Annotated in this window: 16 protein-coding genes; 9 read left to right on the top strand and 7 right to left on the bottom strand. The window is 43.4% G+C overall.

The window, feature by feature from the left end; translation table 11 throughout:
* Positions 1-159: 159 nt before the first annotated feature.
* Positions 160-1167, top strand: a complete 1008-nt coding sequence (locus F986_RS04385) for an AraC family transcriptional regulator (RefSeq protein ID WP_004692528.1) — start codon at positions 160-162, stop codon at positions 1165-1167.
* Between the two features lie 87 nt (positions 1168-1254).
* Here F986_RS04385 and truA read toward each other — a convergent pair whose 3' ends face one another.
* The 5 genes from truA to asd all read right to left on the bottom strand — a co-directional run bounded on the left by truA (position 1255) and on the right by asd (position 7081).
* Complete coding sequence (gene truA, locus F986_RS04380; protein ID WP_004692527.1) at positions 1255-2052, bottom strand: tRNA pseudouridine(38-40) synthase TruA; 798 nt, start codon at positions 2050-2052, stop codon at positions 1255-1257.
* Between the two features lie 12 nt (positions 2053-2064).
* Positions 2065-3033 carry an asparaginase gene (locus F986_RS04375; protein ID WP_004692526.1) on the bottom strand — a complete coding sequence of 323 codons (969 nt, stop codon included), beginning with the start codon at positions 3031-3033 and terminating at the stop codon, positions 2065-2067.
* 49 nt (positions 3034-3082) lie between these two features.
* Positions 3083-4387 carry a hypothetical protein gene (locus tag F986_RS04370; protein WP_004692525.1) on the bottom strand — a complete coding sequence of 435 codons (1305 nt, stop codon included), beginning with the start codon at positions 4385-4387 and terminating at the stop codon, positions 3083-3085.
* A gap of 65 nt (positions 4388-4452) precedes the next feature.
* Positions 4453-5820, bottom strand: a complete 1368-nt coding sequence (locus tag F986_RS04365) for a type IV pilus assembly protein FimV (protein WP_004692523.1) — start codon at positions 5818-5820, stop codon at positions 4453-4455.
* A gap of 142 nt (positions 5821-5962) precedes the next feature.
* Positions 5963-7081: an aspartate-semialdehyde dehydrogenase gene (asd, locus tag F986_RS04360; protein WP_004692521.1), complete on the bottom strand. Its 1119-nt coding sequence runs from the start codon at positions 7079-7081 to the stop codon at positions 5963-5965.
* A gap of 185 nt (positions 7082-7266) precedes the next feature.
* Between asd and F986_RS04355 the strand changes: the two genes are divergently transcribed.
* Positions 7267-8376: an endonuclease/exonuclease/phosphatase family protein gene (locus tag F986_RS04355; RefSeq protein ID WP_004692519.1), complete on the top strand. Its 1110-nt coding sequence runs from the start codon at positions 7267-7269 to the stop codon at positions 8374-8376.
* 290 nt (positions 8377-8666) lie between these two features.
* Here F986_RS04355 and F986_RS04350 read toward each other — a convergent pair whose 3' ends face one another.
* Complete coding sequence (locus F986_RS04350; RefSeq protein WP_026056504.1) at positions 8667-9605, bottom strand: LpxL/LpxP family acyltransferase; 939 nt, start codon at positions 9603-9605, stop codon at positions 8667-8669.
* A 249-nt stretch (positions 9606-9854) separates the two neighbouring features.
* On the opposite strand from F986_RS04350, the gene F986_RS04345 reads away from it, so the two are divergent.
* Positions 9855-10205, top strand: coding sequence for a hypothetical protein (locus tag F986_RS04345; RefSeq protein WP_004692516.1), 351 nt, complete (start codon positions 9855-9857; stop codon positions 10203-10205).
* Positions 10206-10257: 52 nt separating this feature from the next.
* On the opposite strand, the gene F986_RS04340 is transcribed toward F986_RS04345, so the two are convergent.
* Positions 10258-12153, bottom strand: a complete 1896-nt coding sequence (locus F986_RS04340; RefSeq protein WP_004692515.1) for an ATP-binding cassette domain-containing protein — start codon at positions 12151-12153, stop codon at positions 10258-10260.
* Between the two features lie 35 nt (positions 12154-12188).
* On the opposite strand from F986_RS04340, the gene F986_RS04335 reads away from it, so the two are divergent.
* From F986_RS04335 to F986_RS04310, 6 genes are all read left to right on the top strand, one after another.
* On the top strand, positions 12189-12434 hold the full coding sequence (locus F986_RS04335; RefSeq protein ID WP_004692513.1) for a SlyX family protein: 246 nt from the start codon (positions 12189-12191) through the stop codon (positions 12432-12434).
* A gap of 177 nt (positions 12435-12611) precedes the next feature.
* The gene (locus F986_RS04330; RefSeq protein ID WP_004692511.1) at positions 12612-13601 is read left to right on the top strand and encodes a hypothetical protein; all 990 of its coding nucleotides are present in this window, start codon (positions 12612-12614) and stop codon (positions 13599-13601) included.
* A 70-nt stretch (positions 13602-13671) separates the two neighbouring features.
* On the top strand, positions 13672-14121 hold the full coding sequence (locus F986_RS04325) for an ammonium transporter (protein ID WP_004692510.1): 450 nt from the start codon (positions 13672-13674) through the stop codon (positions 14119-14121).
* 36 nt (positions 14122-14157) lie between these two features.
* Complete coding sequence (gene topA, locus F986_RS04320; RefSeq protein WP_004692508.1) at positions 14158-16800, top strand: type I DNA topoisomerase; 2643 nt, start codon at positions 14158-14160, stop codon at positions 16798-16800.
* Between the two features lie 96 nt (positions 16801-16896).
* A complete protein-coding gene (locus F986_RS04315) occupies positions 16897-17343 on the top strand; it encodes an NUDIX hydrolase (RefSeq protein ID WP_004692506.1) in 447 nt (148 codons plus the stop codon).
* Between the two features lie 47 nt (positions 17344-17390).
* Positions 17391-18149 carry a hypothetical protein gene (locus F986_RS04310; RefSeq protein WP_004692504.1) on the top strand — a complete coding sequence of 253 codons (759 nt, stop codon included), beginning with the start codon at positions 17391-17393 and terminating at the stop codon, positions 18147-18149.
* Positions 18150-18190 lie beyond the last annotated feature (41 nt).

The following is an 18190-nucleotide window of genomic DNA, read 5'->3' as shown; positions in this document are numbered from 1 at the left end:
GGGCGGTTGCCTGATCATCTGTCAGTAAAATAAGCGAACAAGCGGAATAAATATTTTCAACAAAAAAACTGTATAAGTTGTTGTCAGTTCGGTCAATCGCAGTTAATCTAATTTTAATGTTTTATGTATAAATGAAGAACATACAAGGAAGGTTCTAGCGTGGGTCAGCTAACGGATGCATCGGTTGTATTGCGATTAGGCTACCAAGCGATTCGTCGTTCAGGGTTGCCAACAGAAGAAATTTTAACAAAGGCTGGTGTTGCATTAAATCAGATGGAAACCAATGAGCGTACGCCTTTGAGCGCACAATACGCTTTTTGGGTGGCGGCAGAAGAGGTGAGCCGCGATCCAGACATCGGCTTACATTTGGGTGAAAATCTACCTTTATACCGTGGCCAAGTGATTGAGCATTTATTTATTTCATCCGAAAACTTTGGTGAGGGTTTGAAACGCGCTTTGGCTTATCAGCGATTGATCAGTGATGCCTTTCATGCCAAGTTGGTGGTTGAAGATGACCGGTGTTATTTGACCAATGGGGAACAACCTTGGGCTGAAAATTTGGTCAATCGACATTTTTCTGAATGTGCAATGTCCGGTATTTTACGGTTCTTTAAATTTATTACTGAAGGGCGCTTTGAACCGATCTATATTGATTTTAACTTCAGTAAAGGCGCGTTTGATGATGAGTATTTCCGCGTATATGAGTGCCCGGTTAGTCTAGGGCAAAAAGAAACCCGCTTATATTTTGACCCAAGTATTTTGGCTTATCCGTTGTGGCAGGCGGAACCTGAATTATTACAACTGCATGAGCAGTTAGCGATTGAAAAACTTCAAGAATTAGCCCGCTATGATTTGGTGGGTGAAGTGCGTCGCGCGATAGGTTCAACCCTAGAAAGTGGCGAAACCACACTTGAAACAGTGGCTTCACAGCTCAGTATTACCCCAAGGCGTTTACGTACACAACTTAGTGAGGCGAATACCAGCTTCCAGCAAATTTTGTCCGATTATCGCTGCCGTTTGGCGAAAAAACTTTTGGCCAATACTGCTGAAAGTGTAGAGCGTATCGTGTATTTGACCGGCTTTTCTGAGCCAAGTACCTTCTATCGTGCATTTAAACGCTGGACCAATGAAACCCCAGTGGAATATCGCAAGCGTAAGCAGCGTTAAGAAATCCCTCCTAACCTCCCTTTATAAAAGGGAGGAATTTCTCCCCTCCTTTGAAAAAGCCGGTTAGGTGGAGGATCTAAAAATAAATTATTCAGGCATATTGAGCCAGTGCGGCCCAAGCGGCTGCTTAGGTAGCTCAAACTGCGCTGGATAGTCGGCATGAATGAAATATAGCCCATCAGGAGGGGCAGTAATACCTGCGGCTTTACGGTCTTCTGCTGCGAAAATAGCCTCAATATGCTCGACTTCATACATACCTTGACCAATTTCCAGTAAGCAGCCCATGATATTACGGACCATATGGTGCAAGAAGCCATCGGCCTGAATGTCGAGTACCAAATATGGTCCATGTTGAATTAAGCGACAATGGCTGACATGGCGCACAGGTTGATTGGATTGGCATGCGGCTGCACGGAAGCTTTCAAAATTATGCGTACCTTCGAACTTTTGCGCAGCTTGCATCATCTTTGCCACATCTAGTGCGTAATAAGCGTGTGTGACTTGTTTATGCATAAGAGCAGGACGTTGCGGGTAGTTATAGACCACATAGCGATAACGACGTGCCTGCGCTTTGAAACGTGCATGAAAGTCTTGATCCATCGCTTTGATCCACTGGATCGAGATATCTTTTGGCAGTTGGCTATTGCTACCCATCAACCAACCGCGCTCTGAACGAAGTGCCGAGCTATCAAAATGCGCCACCATATTGGTGGCATGGACGCCTGCATCGGTACGACCTGCACCATGTAAGCTAATCGGCTCATTGGCAATTTTAGAGAGTACTTGTTCAATCGTCTCTTGTACGCTGATCACACCTGTTTGTTGGGTTTGCCAACCACGATAGTGTGTTCCACAAAACTCAATGCCGATTGCAAAACGTTGCATATGTACCTCAAATTAACCCAAATCATGCCAATGGCTGAAGCGTGCTTCAGCGCTGGGGTATTGTAAATACATTTTGAGGGCTTTGGCATACAGATCTGCATGCCCGAGGCAATCACTAACAATTATTTTGGCCTGAGTTGTCCACGCGGCAACTGCATAGCGCTGATCAGTACGGCCGAAAGGAACTTGGGTGCTTAAGATAACAACACAGCCTTGTGCGTAAAATTCATCGAAAAGTGCTATCAACTCGGCATTCACAGCTAAATTACCCGTTCCAAAACCTTGCAAAATGAGGAAATGTGGTGGGGCTGTAAGCAGGTTTTTCAAATTCTGCAATTGTTGCGCTAAGGCAACAGGTTGCATCATCAGATTGAGGCAATTGAACTGGTGGGATTGTTCTACATCACCTGTTTGTACTATGTGTGTTTTTAAGCTATGTGGAATCGGCTGTTCAGCCATGACGCCTGTAAAAGCATCCAGTTCTGTGGTATGTCGTTTTAACGCGGTTTGCGCATGCAATACCTGTTGATGAAAAGCCAGATACACTCCGACAGGATGTTTCATCACCGCATCTAAGGCAAAATTCAAATTACTAATCGCATCGCTAAATTCACGCGTATCTGTACCTTGTACATTCAGCAATGGATATTGGCTACCCGTGAAAACCACACGTGCGGAGTCTGCGATAAAGTGTGCGGCGACAGCACTGGCATAGCTTAAGGTATCTGTGCCATGAATCACGACAAAATGCTGGAATTGTTGCAGTTGTAATTGTTGAATCTGCTGAATCAGCAATAACCAGTCTGCAGCCGTACAGGCGCTACTGTCTTTAATGACGGGTGCAATAAAACATTCAATGTCGAGATGAATCGGCAAGACATGTGTGAGCTTGGGAATAAAGTCTTCGGCAGGCATTGGTTGTAAGGGTTCGCCAATACAGCCAAAGGTTCCACCCATATAGATAAGCGCAATTTTTTTCATTATAAAAAAAGCAGTCGGTGATGACTGCTTTAGTTTAAAACGAAATGGCTTAGTATGCTATGCGACTCAGTAACTGTTCTACTTGCTGACGTTGTTCCGTAGAGTAACTTGGTTCTTGTTCAACCAAAATTTCACGTGCAGCTTCGAAAGCGCCGAGTTGAATGTATTGTTCAGCCAATTCAATGTTTAAGTGTATTTCATTGACTTCGTTCAGTTGAGGGAAAGACTGTACCAGAGGATCGCTTTGATCCACCGTATTGGCAGGTGCAGTAGACTCTAGACTAAAACTGAGGCTTGGCGTAACAACTGCTGGTGTTTCTTCTACTATCGCTTCACTTGAGCTAACCGTATCAAAAGAAAAAGCAGGGATGTCTTTTACTGCTTCAGCTGTGGATTCGCTTGAAAAATCAAATGTAAATTCAGGACGCTCATCTACAGCAGCCGGCGAAGTTTCTGCTTCTGGCGCTGTTGTAGGCGCTGTGTCGAGATTGAACGAAAAATCTAAAGGTTGGATGTCGGCTGCAGCAGTTTCTGCTGGTTGAGCCGGCGTGCTTTCTAAAGAGAGTGAACCGAAATCGAGCGGTTTAAGTTCTTCAGCAGGTTTGGCTGGTTCTGCCGTTGGCGTATTTAAACTAGAAATATCAAAATCTAAGCTTTGAACTTCGATGCTCGGTTCAGGTTGAGCTGTTGTTGTGGTGGTAAATGCTGAGGTATCAAAATCAAGCGGTTTAATGTCTTGAACCGGTTCAACAACAGAAGCCTGCACAGGAGCGGGCGCAGGATTATTTGATGACATCAGGGCATCAAAGTCCGCAGTATTGGTTGCTTCTACAGGTTTTGGTGCAGATGGCGTAATTTCAGTTGGTTTAAACTCAATCGTGTCACGGCTATTTTGATGTAATTGGTCGTAATCCGATTTTTTGGCTTCTGCTTGCGCCAAAATATCATCCAGTTCTAAAGAACGTAAATGATTCAGCAATTGGCTAATGGCAAACTCATCTTTTTGGAGCAAGTGAATATCGAGCAGCAGTAAATATAATTCGTGTTGTGAATTGTCTTTATTTAGGGCTTGGTTGATTTGTGCTTCAGCTGAGAAGAAATTGCGGTCGCGAATTTGACCTTCAATTCTATTACGTAGATCTGTGGCGAGTGGTGTCGTGGCTTTTTTAGCAACAACATCTTCAACGACTTGAGTTTGTTGCGGGGATTTTTTAGACGAACTGGTTTTTTTGGCTTTGTTTTTTGCAACAACCGCTTTTTGAGTTTTTGGTTCTGCTTCTTTACTCGCCTCACGCTTTTTTAAGACTATGGCAACAACCAATAGTAAGATAAATGGAATCACATAAATAAGCATGTTTTACCCCTTTTGAACTTGTCTTTGTGCAAGTTCATCCAAAATCAAATAATCAAAATAACACTTTAGTGTGTTGGCTTTTTCTCAGTTTGTTGTGCTTTCAATTGTTGTTGCAATTGTGCAAGACGAGCGTTTAGTAATTGAATTCTCTGATCTTTCTGATTAAGTGCCACTTCTAATTGTGTTACGTTTCTCTGTAATTTAACGGTTTTTTCACGGGATGTCATAACTTTTAATGACAACTCGTTTGATGTTTGATTCTTTTCTGTCGACTTCTTGGCAGAACCGTGGCTTGAATCTTGCTCTTTCTCTGCAACCAAACTCATCTCGGCTTGATTGAGGCGGTATTTCGCCTTGCCGGATTGCTGTGAACTTTGTTTTGGAAGTGATGAAACGGAGACTTTTTGTTCTGATTTTGCTGTTTGTAGACCCGTTAAATTGAGGTTAGCACCACGACGTAAGCGGTTTACGTCCCCTTGAATAAAGGCATGTTCATTCTTGGCTTTAATTTGTTGCATGACTTCACCGACAGGACGGTTTTCTTCAGCAGCAATACGCGATGCAATGCCCCATAGAGATTCATTCGACCGAACTACATGGGCACTTTGAGGTGCGGCTTGGCGTGCAGTAGTTGCAGGGGCAGCAGGTGCTGTTTTTGCTGTCGATGGACTAGTTTGTGGGCTGGCCTGTGCAGAAATGGGTGCATCTGATTTTTGAACTGAATCGGCATACTTTTGCACTAACGGATCTGCCGATTTTTTCGCTTGAGTAATCGGTTCAGCACGTGGAGTTGATGTTTGAGCAGCTGCTGCAATTTGTGTAGACGCTACTGAAATAACTTGCGTTGGCGCTGTAATAGCGGTCGCACTCATGCTTGGTGGGGTATGGTTATTGAGTTTGAGTGGTGTCGTGTTTGTCGTCGGCGCAGCTGTTGTTTTTAAGCTATTGAATTGTGTGCTAACAGGTAAGTTCAGCGCAATATCTTTTTCGTTGACAATCACCACCGGTTTTAAGGCTTTTTCATTATTATTCGTACGGGCTTGAAGTGCTGCCGAGCGTTTATTGGCTGTTTTAATATGTTGTAGCCGTGCCGCATTGCCTTCTTTGATTTTGACGACAATGTTCAGTTCCGCTTCAGTTAAAGGGCGTGAAGAAGTAATCGTAATCACACCTGTACTGGCGCTGGTACGACGGGTAAAAAAGTTCAGATTACTGGGCGGCTGATGCATGACACCAAGAGACATTAAATCTTCTGCGCTGGCTAGACTGGCTTGAATCGGAGCATTCGGATCGGCATCGTGAAAGTTCAATTCTGCATACAACAGTTCCCCAGGTGCAGATTGAATTTGAATAGGATCAACAGTGATCGCATTCACATTTTGCGAAGCAATAATGGCTAAAATGGCTATCTTTAATTTGTTATTTACGGTCATCTTAATCTTTAGCTCGGTCACAGATCGCAAAGCGAAAATTATAGATTAGCGAGTTGTGTGTTATTTGTAAAACGTTAACATTGAGGTTACAAAAAAAAAGCCGATCAAGTGTGATCGGCTTAATACTTTAGCGGGTAAATGCTTAAGTATTTTTGTAGTCAATCAGGATACGGAGCATACGACGTAAGGGTTCCGCAGCACCCCAAAGCAATTGATCACCGACAGTGAAAGCACCTAAGTACTCTTTGCCCATATTCAATTTGCGTAGACGACCAACAGGAACTGTTAATGTGCCTGTTACAGCCACAGGTGTTAAGTCCGTCATAGACGCTTCACGGGTATTTGGAACCACTTTTGCCCATTGGTTTGCGCTACGTAACATATCTTCGATTTCATCGAGAGGCACGTCTTTCTTCAGCTTTAATGTTAAAGCTTGAGAGTGACAACGCATCGCACCAATACGCACACAATGACCGTCAATCGGAACGATTTGCTGGTTGCCCAAGATCTTGTTGGTTTCAACTTGACCTTTCCATTCTTCTTTCGACTGACCGCTGTCTAATTGTTTGTCGATATAAGGAATGAGTGAGCCTGCTAATGGCACGCCAAAGTTTGCTGAAGGGAAACCTTCGCCACGTTGTAATTCCGCAATTTTAGAGTCGATATCTAGAATTGGAGAGCGTGGGTCATCTAACAAATCTTTGGTGTTGTTGTACAAATAGCCCATACCAGAGATGAGTTCACGCATATTTTGCGCACCAGCACCCGATGCTGCTTGATAAGTCATCGAGGTTGCCCATTCCACTAAATTGTTTTGGAATAAACCACCTAAGCCCATCAGCATCAGTGAAACTGTACAGTTACCGCCCACGAATGTTTTGGTGCCATTCACTAAACCATCTTTAATCACGTTCATGTTGACAGGGTCAAGCACGATAATGGCTTCATCTTCCATACGAAGTGTAGATGCCGCATCAATCCAATAGCCTGTCCAGTTTTCTGCTTTGAGCTTCGGGAAAACTTCTGAGGTATAGTCGCCACCTTGGCAGGTAATAATGACATCCATTTGCTTCAGACTGTTAATGTCTGATGCATCCATAAGTGCTGGGGCAGTTTTACCGCCAAACGCAGGCGCTTCACCGCCTGCATTACTGGTAGAGAAATAAAATGGCTCAAAATGAGCAAAATCATTCTCTTCAACCATACGTTGCATAAGGACGGAACCAACCATCCCGCGCCAACCGACCAGACCTACTTTCATGTCACTTTGCCTCGGTGCGTTAAAAATTAAAAGGGGATTCGAGTGTATCAAAAGAGCGCTTAACTGCAAGCACTACACAATGAAAACAGCAATTATATTGTGCAATATATCTTGTTTATGTTACATGCAAAATTGATATTAATTTATGAATCTACAAAAAATTAAGAATATAAGAGTGGGTATCTATGATCCGGGTTGAGTTGCTGGCATGTGTTGTGATTTGGTTAAGCTTCTGGTCACTGATTCCACGAGATGAATGGTGGTTTCGAGGCGCAGATTTTCCACGCTTACAGATTTTGGCATTGGGGTTGATTGCATTTATCTTGATGTTAGTTTGGGATGCTCCTTGGAATTGGGTGCGTGAAGTCATTTTGCTGGGGTTGATTGCGGCAGTGGCGTACCAACTCAAAATGGTGTTGCCTTATACCTTTATGTGGAAAAAGCAGGTCAAAACGGTTGCCAAAACAGAGTTACAGCCAGAATGCCAGATTTCTTTAATTGTGTCGAATGTACTAACGCCCAATACTCAATATCACTTATTGCTGCAACAGATTCATCAGCATCAACCGGATTTGATTTTGACTTTAGAGTCGGATGCACATTGGGAACAAGCCTTGAGTGTATTAGAAGATGACTATCCCTATCGGGTTGCAGTGCCTTTGGATAATCTGTATGGCATGCATTTGTACAGTCGTTTAGCGCTTAAAGATATTGACGTTAAGTTTATTTTGAGCGATGAAATTCCTTCGATTCATGCCACAGTCATCTTAAGGTCAGGACAGCCAGTGCAACTGTACTGCTTACACCCGAAACCGCCAAGTCCGACCGAAGCCAAAGACTCTACTTTACGTGATGCTGAATTATTGATAGTCGGGGATCAGATTAAAGATTTGGATGAAAGTTGCATTGTGATGGGGGATTTGAATGATGTGGCATGGTCGCGCACGACACGGCTTTTTCAACGGATCAGTGGGCTGCTAGACCCGCGAGTCGGACGACATTTTGTCAATACTTTTCATGCCGACTATCCTTTGTTGCGCTGGTCACTGGATCATGTTTTTCACAGTACGGATTTTGCCTTAGTGCAGATGCAGCGTTTACCACATATTGGTTCAGATCATTTCCCTGTATATGTGGTGCTACAAACAGGTCGGGTGTTTGAGCTGGCACAAGAAGAGCTGGAACAAACCGAAGCCGATGAGCAAGAAGCGCAAGAGGCGATTGAAGATGGAATTGAGAAAGCGGAACGAGAAGGTAAGCAGGTTACAGATAAAATTGCCAAAGATTACCAGTAAACATACGGGGTGCTCGGATTTCATCAGTGTAGGATATGGCTTACAGGGATTTGGGAATCTGACGAATGGTTAGTCATTTAGTATCCCCGTATTCTAGTCTCATCAGCAGATGGAGCGGGAATGGATCATCCCAGTATGGAAGTTGAAGCTGATGGAAATCATCATGGATATGATGTAGGTATGGAATGCCACCGAATAAAACAAGAATAACGTTGAAAGCACAACCTCATGTACCCGAGTTTTGCAGGACGCAGAACTCGGGTTCAACTTTTTAAGCAGCCCTTTTTTTGTTAAGAATAAATCTTGTCATAGCCTGCAGGGCGAGTTTTAAAGCGACGGTGGAACCACATATATTGAGTTGGAGCAATACGGAGTTGATTTTCAATAATTTGATTTACTCGTGTCGCATCATCGACTTCATCTTCACTGGGTAAGTTTTCCACCGCAGGTTCAATCAACACTTTGTATTGTGGGTTTTTAATATCCCCATCACGATAAAAATACAGAGGGATGGCTGCGGCTTTGGTCATTTTCAATAAGCGACGATGTGCTGTAACAGTCGCTGCGGGAACGCCAAAAAAAGGTGCCATAACACCTTGTTTTAAACCAAAGTCTTGATCTGGACTATACCAAATGGCATGGCCATTTTTTAAGTTGCGGACCAAACCACGCATGTCATCATGATCGATTTGATGTGCATAAATGGTGGAACGACAGCGGTAGATGAGCATATCCAGCAGTGTATTATTTTGTGGGCGATACACCACATCTGGTTCAAAATACTGCGCGCATAGATAACCACCCGCATCGAGCAAAGTAGAGTGGGTTCCTAAAAGCAGTGCACCTTTACCTTCTGCTTGTGCTTTTTGAATATGTTCTAAACCTTCAATACTGACACGGCCAGTAAACCACTTTGGGTTATACCACGCATTCAGCGTTTCAAAGACCCCCAGCATTTGATCGACAAAAACCAGACGCGCATTTTCAAGGACCTCTTGGGCCGACCATTCAGGGAAACACACTTCCAGATTACGAATGGTGGTTTTACGCCGCGACTTCAAATATTTAAAACTGAGGTTGCCTAAGAGGGTTGCCAGTCGGTGTTGAATTGCCCATGGGAGAATCGCCAATATCATGAGAAAGACGATACCAATCCAAACGCCCCAATATTTGGGATGCAGAAAAGACCACTGAAATTCACCGGGTTGATAGTCTGGCTTCGAACTCATAAATTGCGATAAAGGCTGAAAAGAGAATGTTTCGAGTTTAGCATGAAGCAAGAATGAAGATGCAATCTTCACCATGAACCTGTTGTACAGGACCTTCTCATATCAAGTTGTGATGGTTTTTATGAGGTGGGTGAAACTGTATTCATGCTCAGTGGAGAACGGGGTCTAAATATCTCGCAACATTTGTTTTGTTTTAATTTGGGTGAAATTCACAATACTAAGAAGAAAGATAAGAACAGAGGGATAAAAATGCTAAAAAACATTATCAGTTGCGGTGTGCTATTTATTGCTTTAACGGGCTGTGTCTATAGTCCATATGATGATTATAATCATTATTATCACGGGTTTGGTTGGACTGGGTATGCACCCTTTCCACTAGAAGACCATCGTCCACCACCTAATGGTCATGGCGGTGGACATCCAGAAGGGCAACATCCTGATCATATCCATCCAGGAGGAGGGCAGCCTGGTGGAGGTGGGTTGCATCCAGGAGGTAGTCATTCAGGTGGTGGCGGAACTCATCCTGGCGGGGGCGGGATACATTCAGGTGGAGGTGCTGGCGTACATCCTAGCGGAGGTGGGCATCGTCAGCCGCGTTAAATATAAAAAAACTCCGCATTGTGCGGAGTTTTTTTATGGAGTTTACGAAAAATTATTTGGTTAAATTTTCCAGTTCTTCCCAACGTTCCAGTTTTTCCAGCAATAGCTCATCAATTTCAGTCAAACGATTTGACAACGTCATCGCCTTGTCTGCATCTGAAATAAATAATGAACCATCTGCAAGTGAGGCATTGATTTCCGCTTGCTCTTTTTCCAGTGCTTCCATTTCGGCAGGCAGTTGTTCAAGTGCACGTTGATCTTTATAGCTGAGTTTGACTTTTTTAGCAGGTGCTGCGTTCGCTTCAGCTTTTGCCGCTGCTTTTTTCACAGCACTTTTTTGATCAACCGCAGTTTGGTCTGGTCGCTGTTGTAAGTAATCTTGGTAACCACCAATGTATTCATCGATATTGCCTTTACCATCGAACACCCAAGTTGAGGTTACTACGTTATCCATAAAGGCACGGTCATGCGAAATAAGCAGTAAAGTGCCTTTGTAGTCAGACAACATTTCTTCTAGCAGCTCTAGTGTCACCATATCCAAGTCATTGGTGGGTTCGTCCATCACGATTAAGTTCGATGGCTTAAGTAGTAACTTAGCTAAAAGAATACGGTTGCGCTCACCGCCTGAAAGGGCTTTGACTGGTGTACGCGCACGTTCTGGTGAGAACAAGAAATCTTGCAAATAGCTGTAAATGTGACGACGGTTACCATTCACATCGACATGGTCAGAACCTTCTGAAACGTTATCTTTGACAGATTTTTCAAGGTCGAGAGCATTACGTAATTGGTCGAAGTAAGCTACTTCCAATTGTGTGCCAGTTTTCACCGTACCCGTATGTTCTTGTTCGCCTAAAATGGCTTTAATGAGGGTGGTTTTACCGACACCGTTGTCACCAACAAGACCAATACGGTCACCACGTAACACTAATGCAGAGAAGTCTTTGATGATCGGCGCATCATGACCAAAGCGAACGCTTAAGTTCTCAATTTCAAAGACCACTTTACCTGAACGGCTAGCGTCTTGTGTCGCCATGCTGACTTTGCCTTGTTGTGAGCGACGGGCTTTTGATTGTTCACGTAGTTCTTTTAAGGCACGTACACGACCTTCGTTACGCGTACGACGCGCTTTAATGCCTTGGCGAATCCACACTTCTTCTTCAGCTAAACGTTTGTCAAACAGTGCATTCTGCTTTTCCTCGGCTTCCATTTGCTGTGCTTTCAGCTCGAGGTAACGTGAGTAGTTACCTTCATAGCTGCGTAGAGTGCCACGGTCGAGCTCTACAATACGAGTTGCAATACTGTCTACAAATGAACGGTCATGCGAGATGAACAGTAAAGTTAAATTATTTTGATCAAGTAAAAACTTCTCGAGCCATTCAATACTTTCAACGTCCAAATGGTTGGTTGGTTCGTCTAGCAATAGTACATCGGGTTGGGTAAGAAGCGCACGAGCAAGCAGCACACGACGCTTACGACCACCCGATAAATCGGCCAAATCGGCATCTGGGTCTAGGCCCATTTTACTTAAAATAGAATTGACTTTGGTTTCTAAAGCCCAGCCATCTAACTGATCTAGTTTGTGTTGCAAGTTACCCATGCGGTCACACGCTTCCATGTCTCCAAGTACACAAGCATCACTGGCTTCATGATAGGCTCTGAGTACATCCGCGGCTTCACCTGCGCCGTCTGCCACGATATCCGCCACTTTGCCTGAGTCCATCGGCACGTCTTGCGCCAACATGGAAATGGTGATGCCATTTTGTAGAGAAACTTCACCAGAATCGGGTAATAAACTTCCCTCGATCAGTTTAAGTAAAGTAGACTTACCTTCACCATTACGACCAATTAAACACACTCGTTCACCGCGCTCCAATGAAAAGTTCGCGCCGTCGAGCAAGGCAGGTCCACCAAACGCAAGTTGGACATCCCTTAAAGTAATATAGGCCATAATGTTTCCTGAAAAATCTCAAATGAGGACTTGAAGTGTCTAAACAACAAAATATTGATAATCAAGCGCCATTGTCCGCACCCATTGAAGATTTGCAAGTCCGAATTGCATTTTTAGATGATTTAGTTGAACAACTCAATGAGCAATTGGTGATTCAAGGGCTGGAAATTGCTGATTTAAAAAAACAAATGCAAATTTTGTATCAACGTGTTGAATCTTCAGATTTGTCCGATGGAATTGCGACATTTGACCCGATGGCTGATCGCCCGCCACATTATTAAGTTCATTTGCTGTCTGGGGCTAAAAAGCTGTGATGTGGGTTGTGGATATTGCTGAGTCGTGTCTCTTTTTTTGTTTTACCCAACTCAAAGCCCAATTTGACTGACGAAATCATTTGACCTTTGATGCAGTTCCTACTCTAATACCCGCTTTCTGGTGCATCCCATAAAAACTGTCCTATGACTCAAAAAGTTGTTCTTCTTGACCTTGAAAATAATGTTCCAACGGCTAAATTGTTGCGCGAGATTGTGGAGCATTATCCGACTTTGTATTTGTTTCATTGCCAAGGTCAATTTGAGTATGCATTGCAAGATTTGACGGAACTGGCTGCTTGGATCAGTAGTGGTCAAGTGGTGATTTTAGACACGCCCAAAGCCGAGCAAAAAGAGTTCGAATATGCCGTGGTGGTGGGGCAGTTAATGGCTTTGCTTGAGCCAGAGACGCAGGTTGAAATTATCTCTGCGGTCAATACAGCAGAAATACTTTTGGACTTAATGCAATCTTCGGATATTCAGAGCAATTTGATCCTCATTCAGTCTGAAGCTGTACCAAGTCAACGTCATCTTCCCAGTTTAGACAGCATCAAAAATCAGCCTTATTTAAAAATGGTCAAAAAATATTGTGATGCTTTGGGGAAAATGTCAGGTAAGCCGAACACATTGGACGGTCTAAAAAATTCAATAAGTAATATTTTGCAACTCGTGCCTGAAAAGACGCAGCGGGTGTTGGGGATGTTGATTAATCTCAAAATCATCAAACGCTATGATGAGCAGATTCGCTTTCGTAAAAAAGTGTTGAAGCAGTGGTTGGCACTGAATTTAGATGAACAAGACCCAATTTCACAGCCGCAAAGCATGCAGCAAGCGCTACAGCAACTGCAAAAAGACAGTGTCGCGGATAAGCTTGAACCAACTGTAGATACGCAGTCCGCGCAACAAGAGTTGTTTAAAAACTTTGCACAGATTGACCCTGTACAGCTTGAGGTCGCACGAAAACTGCGCGAGTTAAAAACCAATAAACCCAAAGATATCTATGCGCTCCGTGATTTGCTTGAGCAAATGTTTCCGAAGTCAGATGTGCGTATGTTACTGAAAGAGTTACTCGATAAAGGCTATATTTACTGGAATGGACATGAAGTTCTATATAGTCATGAAATGTTCTTAAATTAATTTTATCGTTCAAACTTGCGTTTTATATTGTGCTTATGCAACTCTAATAAAGGAATAAAAAGGTTGTGCTATGGAAAATACTGGAATTTGGGTTGTCGGATTTATCATCTTATTCATCCTCGGCTCGATTTTTGGACTTCGTGTAAGTCCAAGAGAAAAAGCTTTAGGTGAAATGCGTGATAAAGCGCGCAAGATGGGTTTACACCCGCGTTTAGTCGCAGCACCTGACTGGACGAAAATACCAATGGCTTCGGAAAACCGTGCCAGCATGGTGGCGTACTACAGCGTTCTGATTCCAGAAGCACGCCTACCTTTAATGCGTGCTCGCGTTGTTGATCAGCAGCTTGAGCTCATTACAGGTGATGACAAGTTTAAACATTTACCCATTGAATTAAAGGGTATTTATGCTATTGATATGCAAGCAAACTGCGTGGGACTCTATTGGGATGAGCATTCTGACTTAAGAGCAACCCAGTTAGATGCCATGAAAGCATATTTACAGTCTTTGGCTGAACTTTAATTTTACAGACCCATTGAAACAGGATTAACGGTTAATATGGCGAAAGCTCCTCGGTCCACATCCAAAAGTACTACAGCAGATTCTCCTGAGGCTGGGAAAAAGCGTGCTTTAGTGATTGTGGAGTCGCCTGCAAAAGCGAAAACAATCAATAAATATTTAGGCTCGAATTACATTGTGAAGTCGTCTGTGGGTCACGTGCGTGATTTACCTACAGGTGGTTCTAGTAAGACCGCAGAAAAGAAGCCAGCAACACGAACCAAACTGACCGATGCTCAGAAAGCTGAAAAAGCACAAAATGCACTGGTCAATCGTATGGGGGTTGATCCTGAGCATGACTGGAAAGCACATTATGAAGTGCTTCCAGGCAAAGAGCATGTGGTTGCTGAACTGAAAAAGCTTGCTTCGCAAGTTGACGAGGTCTATCTCGCAACGGACTTGGACCGTGAAGGGGAAGCGATTGCTTGGCATTTAAAAGAAGTGATTGGTGGGGATGACTCACGTTATCAACGTGTGGTGTTCAACGAAATTACCAAAAATGCCATCCAAGATGCATTCAAGCATCCAGCACGCCTTGATATCGATAAAGTTAATGCGCAACAAGCACGCCGCTTTTTAGACCGCGTCGTCGGCTTTATGATTTCGCCATTACTTTGGGAAAAAATTGCCCGTGGTTTATCGGCAGGTCGTGTTCAGTCTGTCGCAGTTAAACTGGTGGTTGAGCGTGAGCGTGAAATTCGTGCCTTTATTCCCGAAGAATACTGGCAAGTTTTTGCAGACACTAAGTCACAGACCGATGAGATTCGTTTAGAAGCCGTCAAACAAGCGGGTAAAGCCTTAAAGCTACGTAATAAAGCTGATACTGATGCTTTACTGAAGCTCATTAAAGACGCAGATTACAAAGTTTCAGCACGTGAAGATAAACCAACCAAGGTGAATCCGAGCGCGCCGTATATCACTTCGACTTTACAACAAGCGGCTAGCACACGTTTGGGTTTCTCTGTGAAGAAAACCATGATGTTGGCGCAGCGTTTGTATGAAGCGGGTTTTATTACCTATATGCGTACCGACTCGACCTTTTTGAGTGACGATGCGGTGAATATGGTACGTCATCATATTGAGACCGAGTTTGGTGCGAAATATCTGCCTGCTAAGCCGAACCGCTATGGTAACAAAGCGGGTGCACAAGAAGCCCACGAAGCGATTCGTCCATCGAATGTGGCGTTAAAAGGCGACAGCTTGGTGGGTGTGGAACGTGATGCACAACGTTTGTATGATTTGATCTGGCGTCAATTCGTCGCGTGTCAAATGACACCAGCCGAATACTTGTCATCGACTATTTTAGTGGATGCCAACGGTGTTGAGCTTAAAGCCAAAGGTCGTACCTTAGTCTTTGACGGTTTCACTAAAGTCCGTGGTCAAAACAAGTCAGATGATGATGTGTTATTGCCTGCCGTGAAAGTGGGTGAAATTCTGAAGCTTGAAAAATTAGATCCATCGCAACACTTTACCAAGCCACCTGCACGTTTTACTGAAGCATCTTTAGTGAAAGAGCTTGAGAAAAAGGGCATTGGTCGACCATCGACCTATGCGGCGATTATTTCGACCATTCAAGACCGTGGTTATGTCAAACTCGAGAACCGCCGTCTGTATGCAGAAAAAATGGGTGAGATTGTTACTGATCGTTTAGATGAAAGTTTCAATAACCTCATGAACTATGACTTTACCGCGGACTTAGAAGGTCAGCTCGATAAAGTGGCTGATGGCGAACGCAATTGGAAAGAGTTGCTCGACAGCTTCTATGGCGACTTTAAAAAACGCCTGACCAATGCGCAAGGTGAAGGCGGTATGCGCCGCAATCAACCAGTAGAGGTGGAAGCGGTTCACTGTAAAGAATGTGACCGTCCAATGCAGATTCGTACGGGAACCACAGGTGTCTTCTTAGGGTGCTCTGGCTATAACTTACCGCCGAAAGAGCGTTGTAAAGGCACTTTGAACTTAACGCCAGTTGAATCACTTGCTGCACTTTCTGATGATGACGCAGCAGAAACGGCAGATTTGATGTCGAAAAAACGCTGTCCAATCTGTGAAACTGCGATGGACAGTTATGTGATCGATGGTGGTCGTAAGCTACATGTCTGTGGTAATAACCCAGACTGTGCTGGTTTTGAACTTGAAGAAGGTGAGTTCAAAATCAAAGGTTATGATGGTCCAACCATTCCATGTGATAAGTGTGATGGGGAAATGCAGCTGAAGACGGGTCGTTTTGGACCTTATTTTGCTTGCTCAAGCTGCGATAACACACGTAAAGTCTTAAAAAGTGGTCAACCTGCACCTCCGCGTGTAGACCCGATTAAGATGGAACATTTACGCTCGACCAAGCATGATGACTTTTTTGTATTACGCGATGGGGCCGCTGGTTTATTTTTGGCGGCAAGTAAGTTCCCGAAAGTACGTGAAACACGTGCACCAAAAGTTTCGGAACTTCGTAGTGTTGCCGATCAGCTCGATCCGAAGTATCAGTTTATTTTGCAAGCACCTGATGTTGACCCTGAAGGGAATCCAACTTTGGTGAAATTTAGCCGTAAGAATCAAGCGCAATATATTGGTTCTGAAACGCCTGAAGGTAAGCAAACCAAATGGTCATTGGTGTTCAATGAGGGAAAATGGGTTGAAGCTTAAGTTTTAATTGCTTAGAAATAATCAAGAAATGCTCACTTTGGTGGGCATTTTTTATATGATGCACATCTATAAATAAAAAAAGATTCTGGTTAATGTATGATTCCTATTCGCTCTGTTGTTGTATCCGCAGTTTTACTGTCAAAAATTGAGAGTGAAATTAAACTGTTATTGATGAAGCGTGTTAAAGGTGATTATTGGTGCCATGTCGCAGGAAAGGTTGAAGAAAATGAGACCGCCAGCCAAGCGATACTTCGCGAAATCAAAGAAGAAACAGCCATTCAGCCTCAACGTTTATTTAGTGCAGATTACATCGAGCAGTTTTATGAGCCAAGCTTGAATGTGATTGAAATGATTCCCGCATTTGTTGGCTTCTGTGCTGAAAACCAATCTGTTCTATTGAATCATGAGCATACTGAATATCGGTGGTGCAGCTTATCTGAAGCTAAAACTTTGGCTATATTTTCAAATCAAAGAAAATTATACGACTTTATTTGGGAAAACTTTGTATTACAACAACCTATAATACATTTAGAAATTACGTAATGTGCTGATCATTGTGATAAAAAATTATTAAAAATTGGGGATCAAAGATGTGGAAAAAACTTCGTATTTTAATCTTACTGCTGATTTTATTGGTGGTCGCTTTGAATGCTTATCGGGATCAGAACCAAGATTGGAGCAAGCCTATTATTGTATTACTCCATCCAGTTAATGCTGATGGACAAGGTACAACTCAGCAATATATACAGCAATTGACGCCTGCAAACTTAAAAGGGGTACAGGGTTATTTAGAGCAGATGTCGGCGACATATCGCGGCCAACCGATTGCGATTTATTTCCAACTTGGGCGCGAACTCAAACAGCTACCGCCGAAAGTGCCTGAGCAGGCAAGTTTATTGGATACGGTCTTGTGGAGCTTAAAGTTCCGTTATTATGCATGGAAAAACCATCAAGGTTCAGATGGTGCACCAACTGTTACTTTGTATTTGAACTATTATGACCCAGCACTGACCAAAGAGCTTAAACACTCGACAGCTTTGCAAAAAGGTCGCATCGGTTCAGTGAATTTATTTGCTTCGACCAAGCAAACCGAGCAAAACAAAGTCGTGCTTGCACATGAGCTTTTACATGCCTTTGGTGCCAGTGATAAATACGACTTAGCCACAGGACAGCCGATGTATCCTGCGGGTTATGCTTATCCAAATCAACAACCGCTGTTCCCTCAAGCCAAGGCTGAATTAATGGCCGGGCACATTCCAACCTCACAAACACAGAGTAAAATGCCTGAGTCGATTGATGAAACATTGGTGAATGAGATCACTGCGATTGAAATTGGGTGGAAAAAGTAACTGTGGATAATGTTGAGTTTATCCACAGCATGGATTGATTG

Source organism: Acinetobacter johnsonii CIP 64.6 (genome assembly GCF_000368045.1).
Lineage (GTDB): Bacteria > Pseudomonadota > Gammaproteobacteria > Pseudomonadales > Moraxellaceae > Acinetobacter > Acinetobacter johnsonii.
Note: the sequence above shows the minus strand (reverse complement) of the source record. Positions and strands in the feature narration are given on the sequence as shown.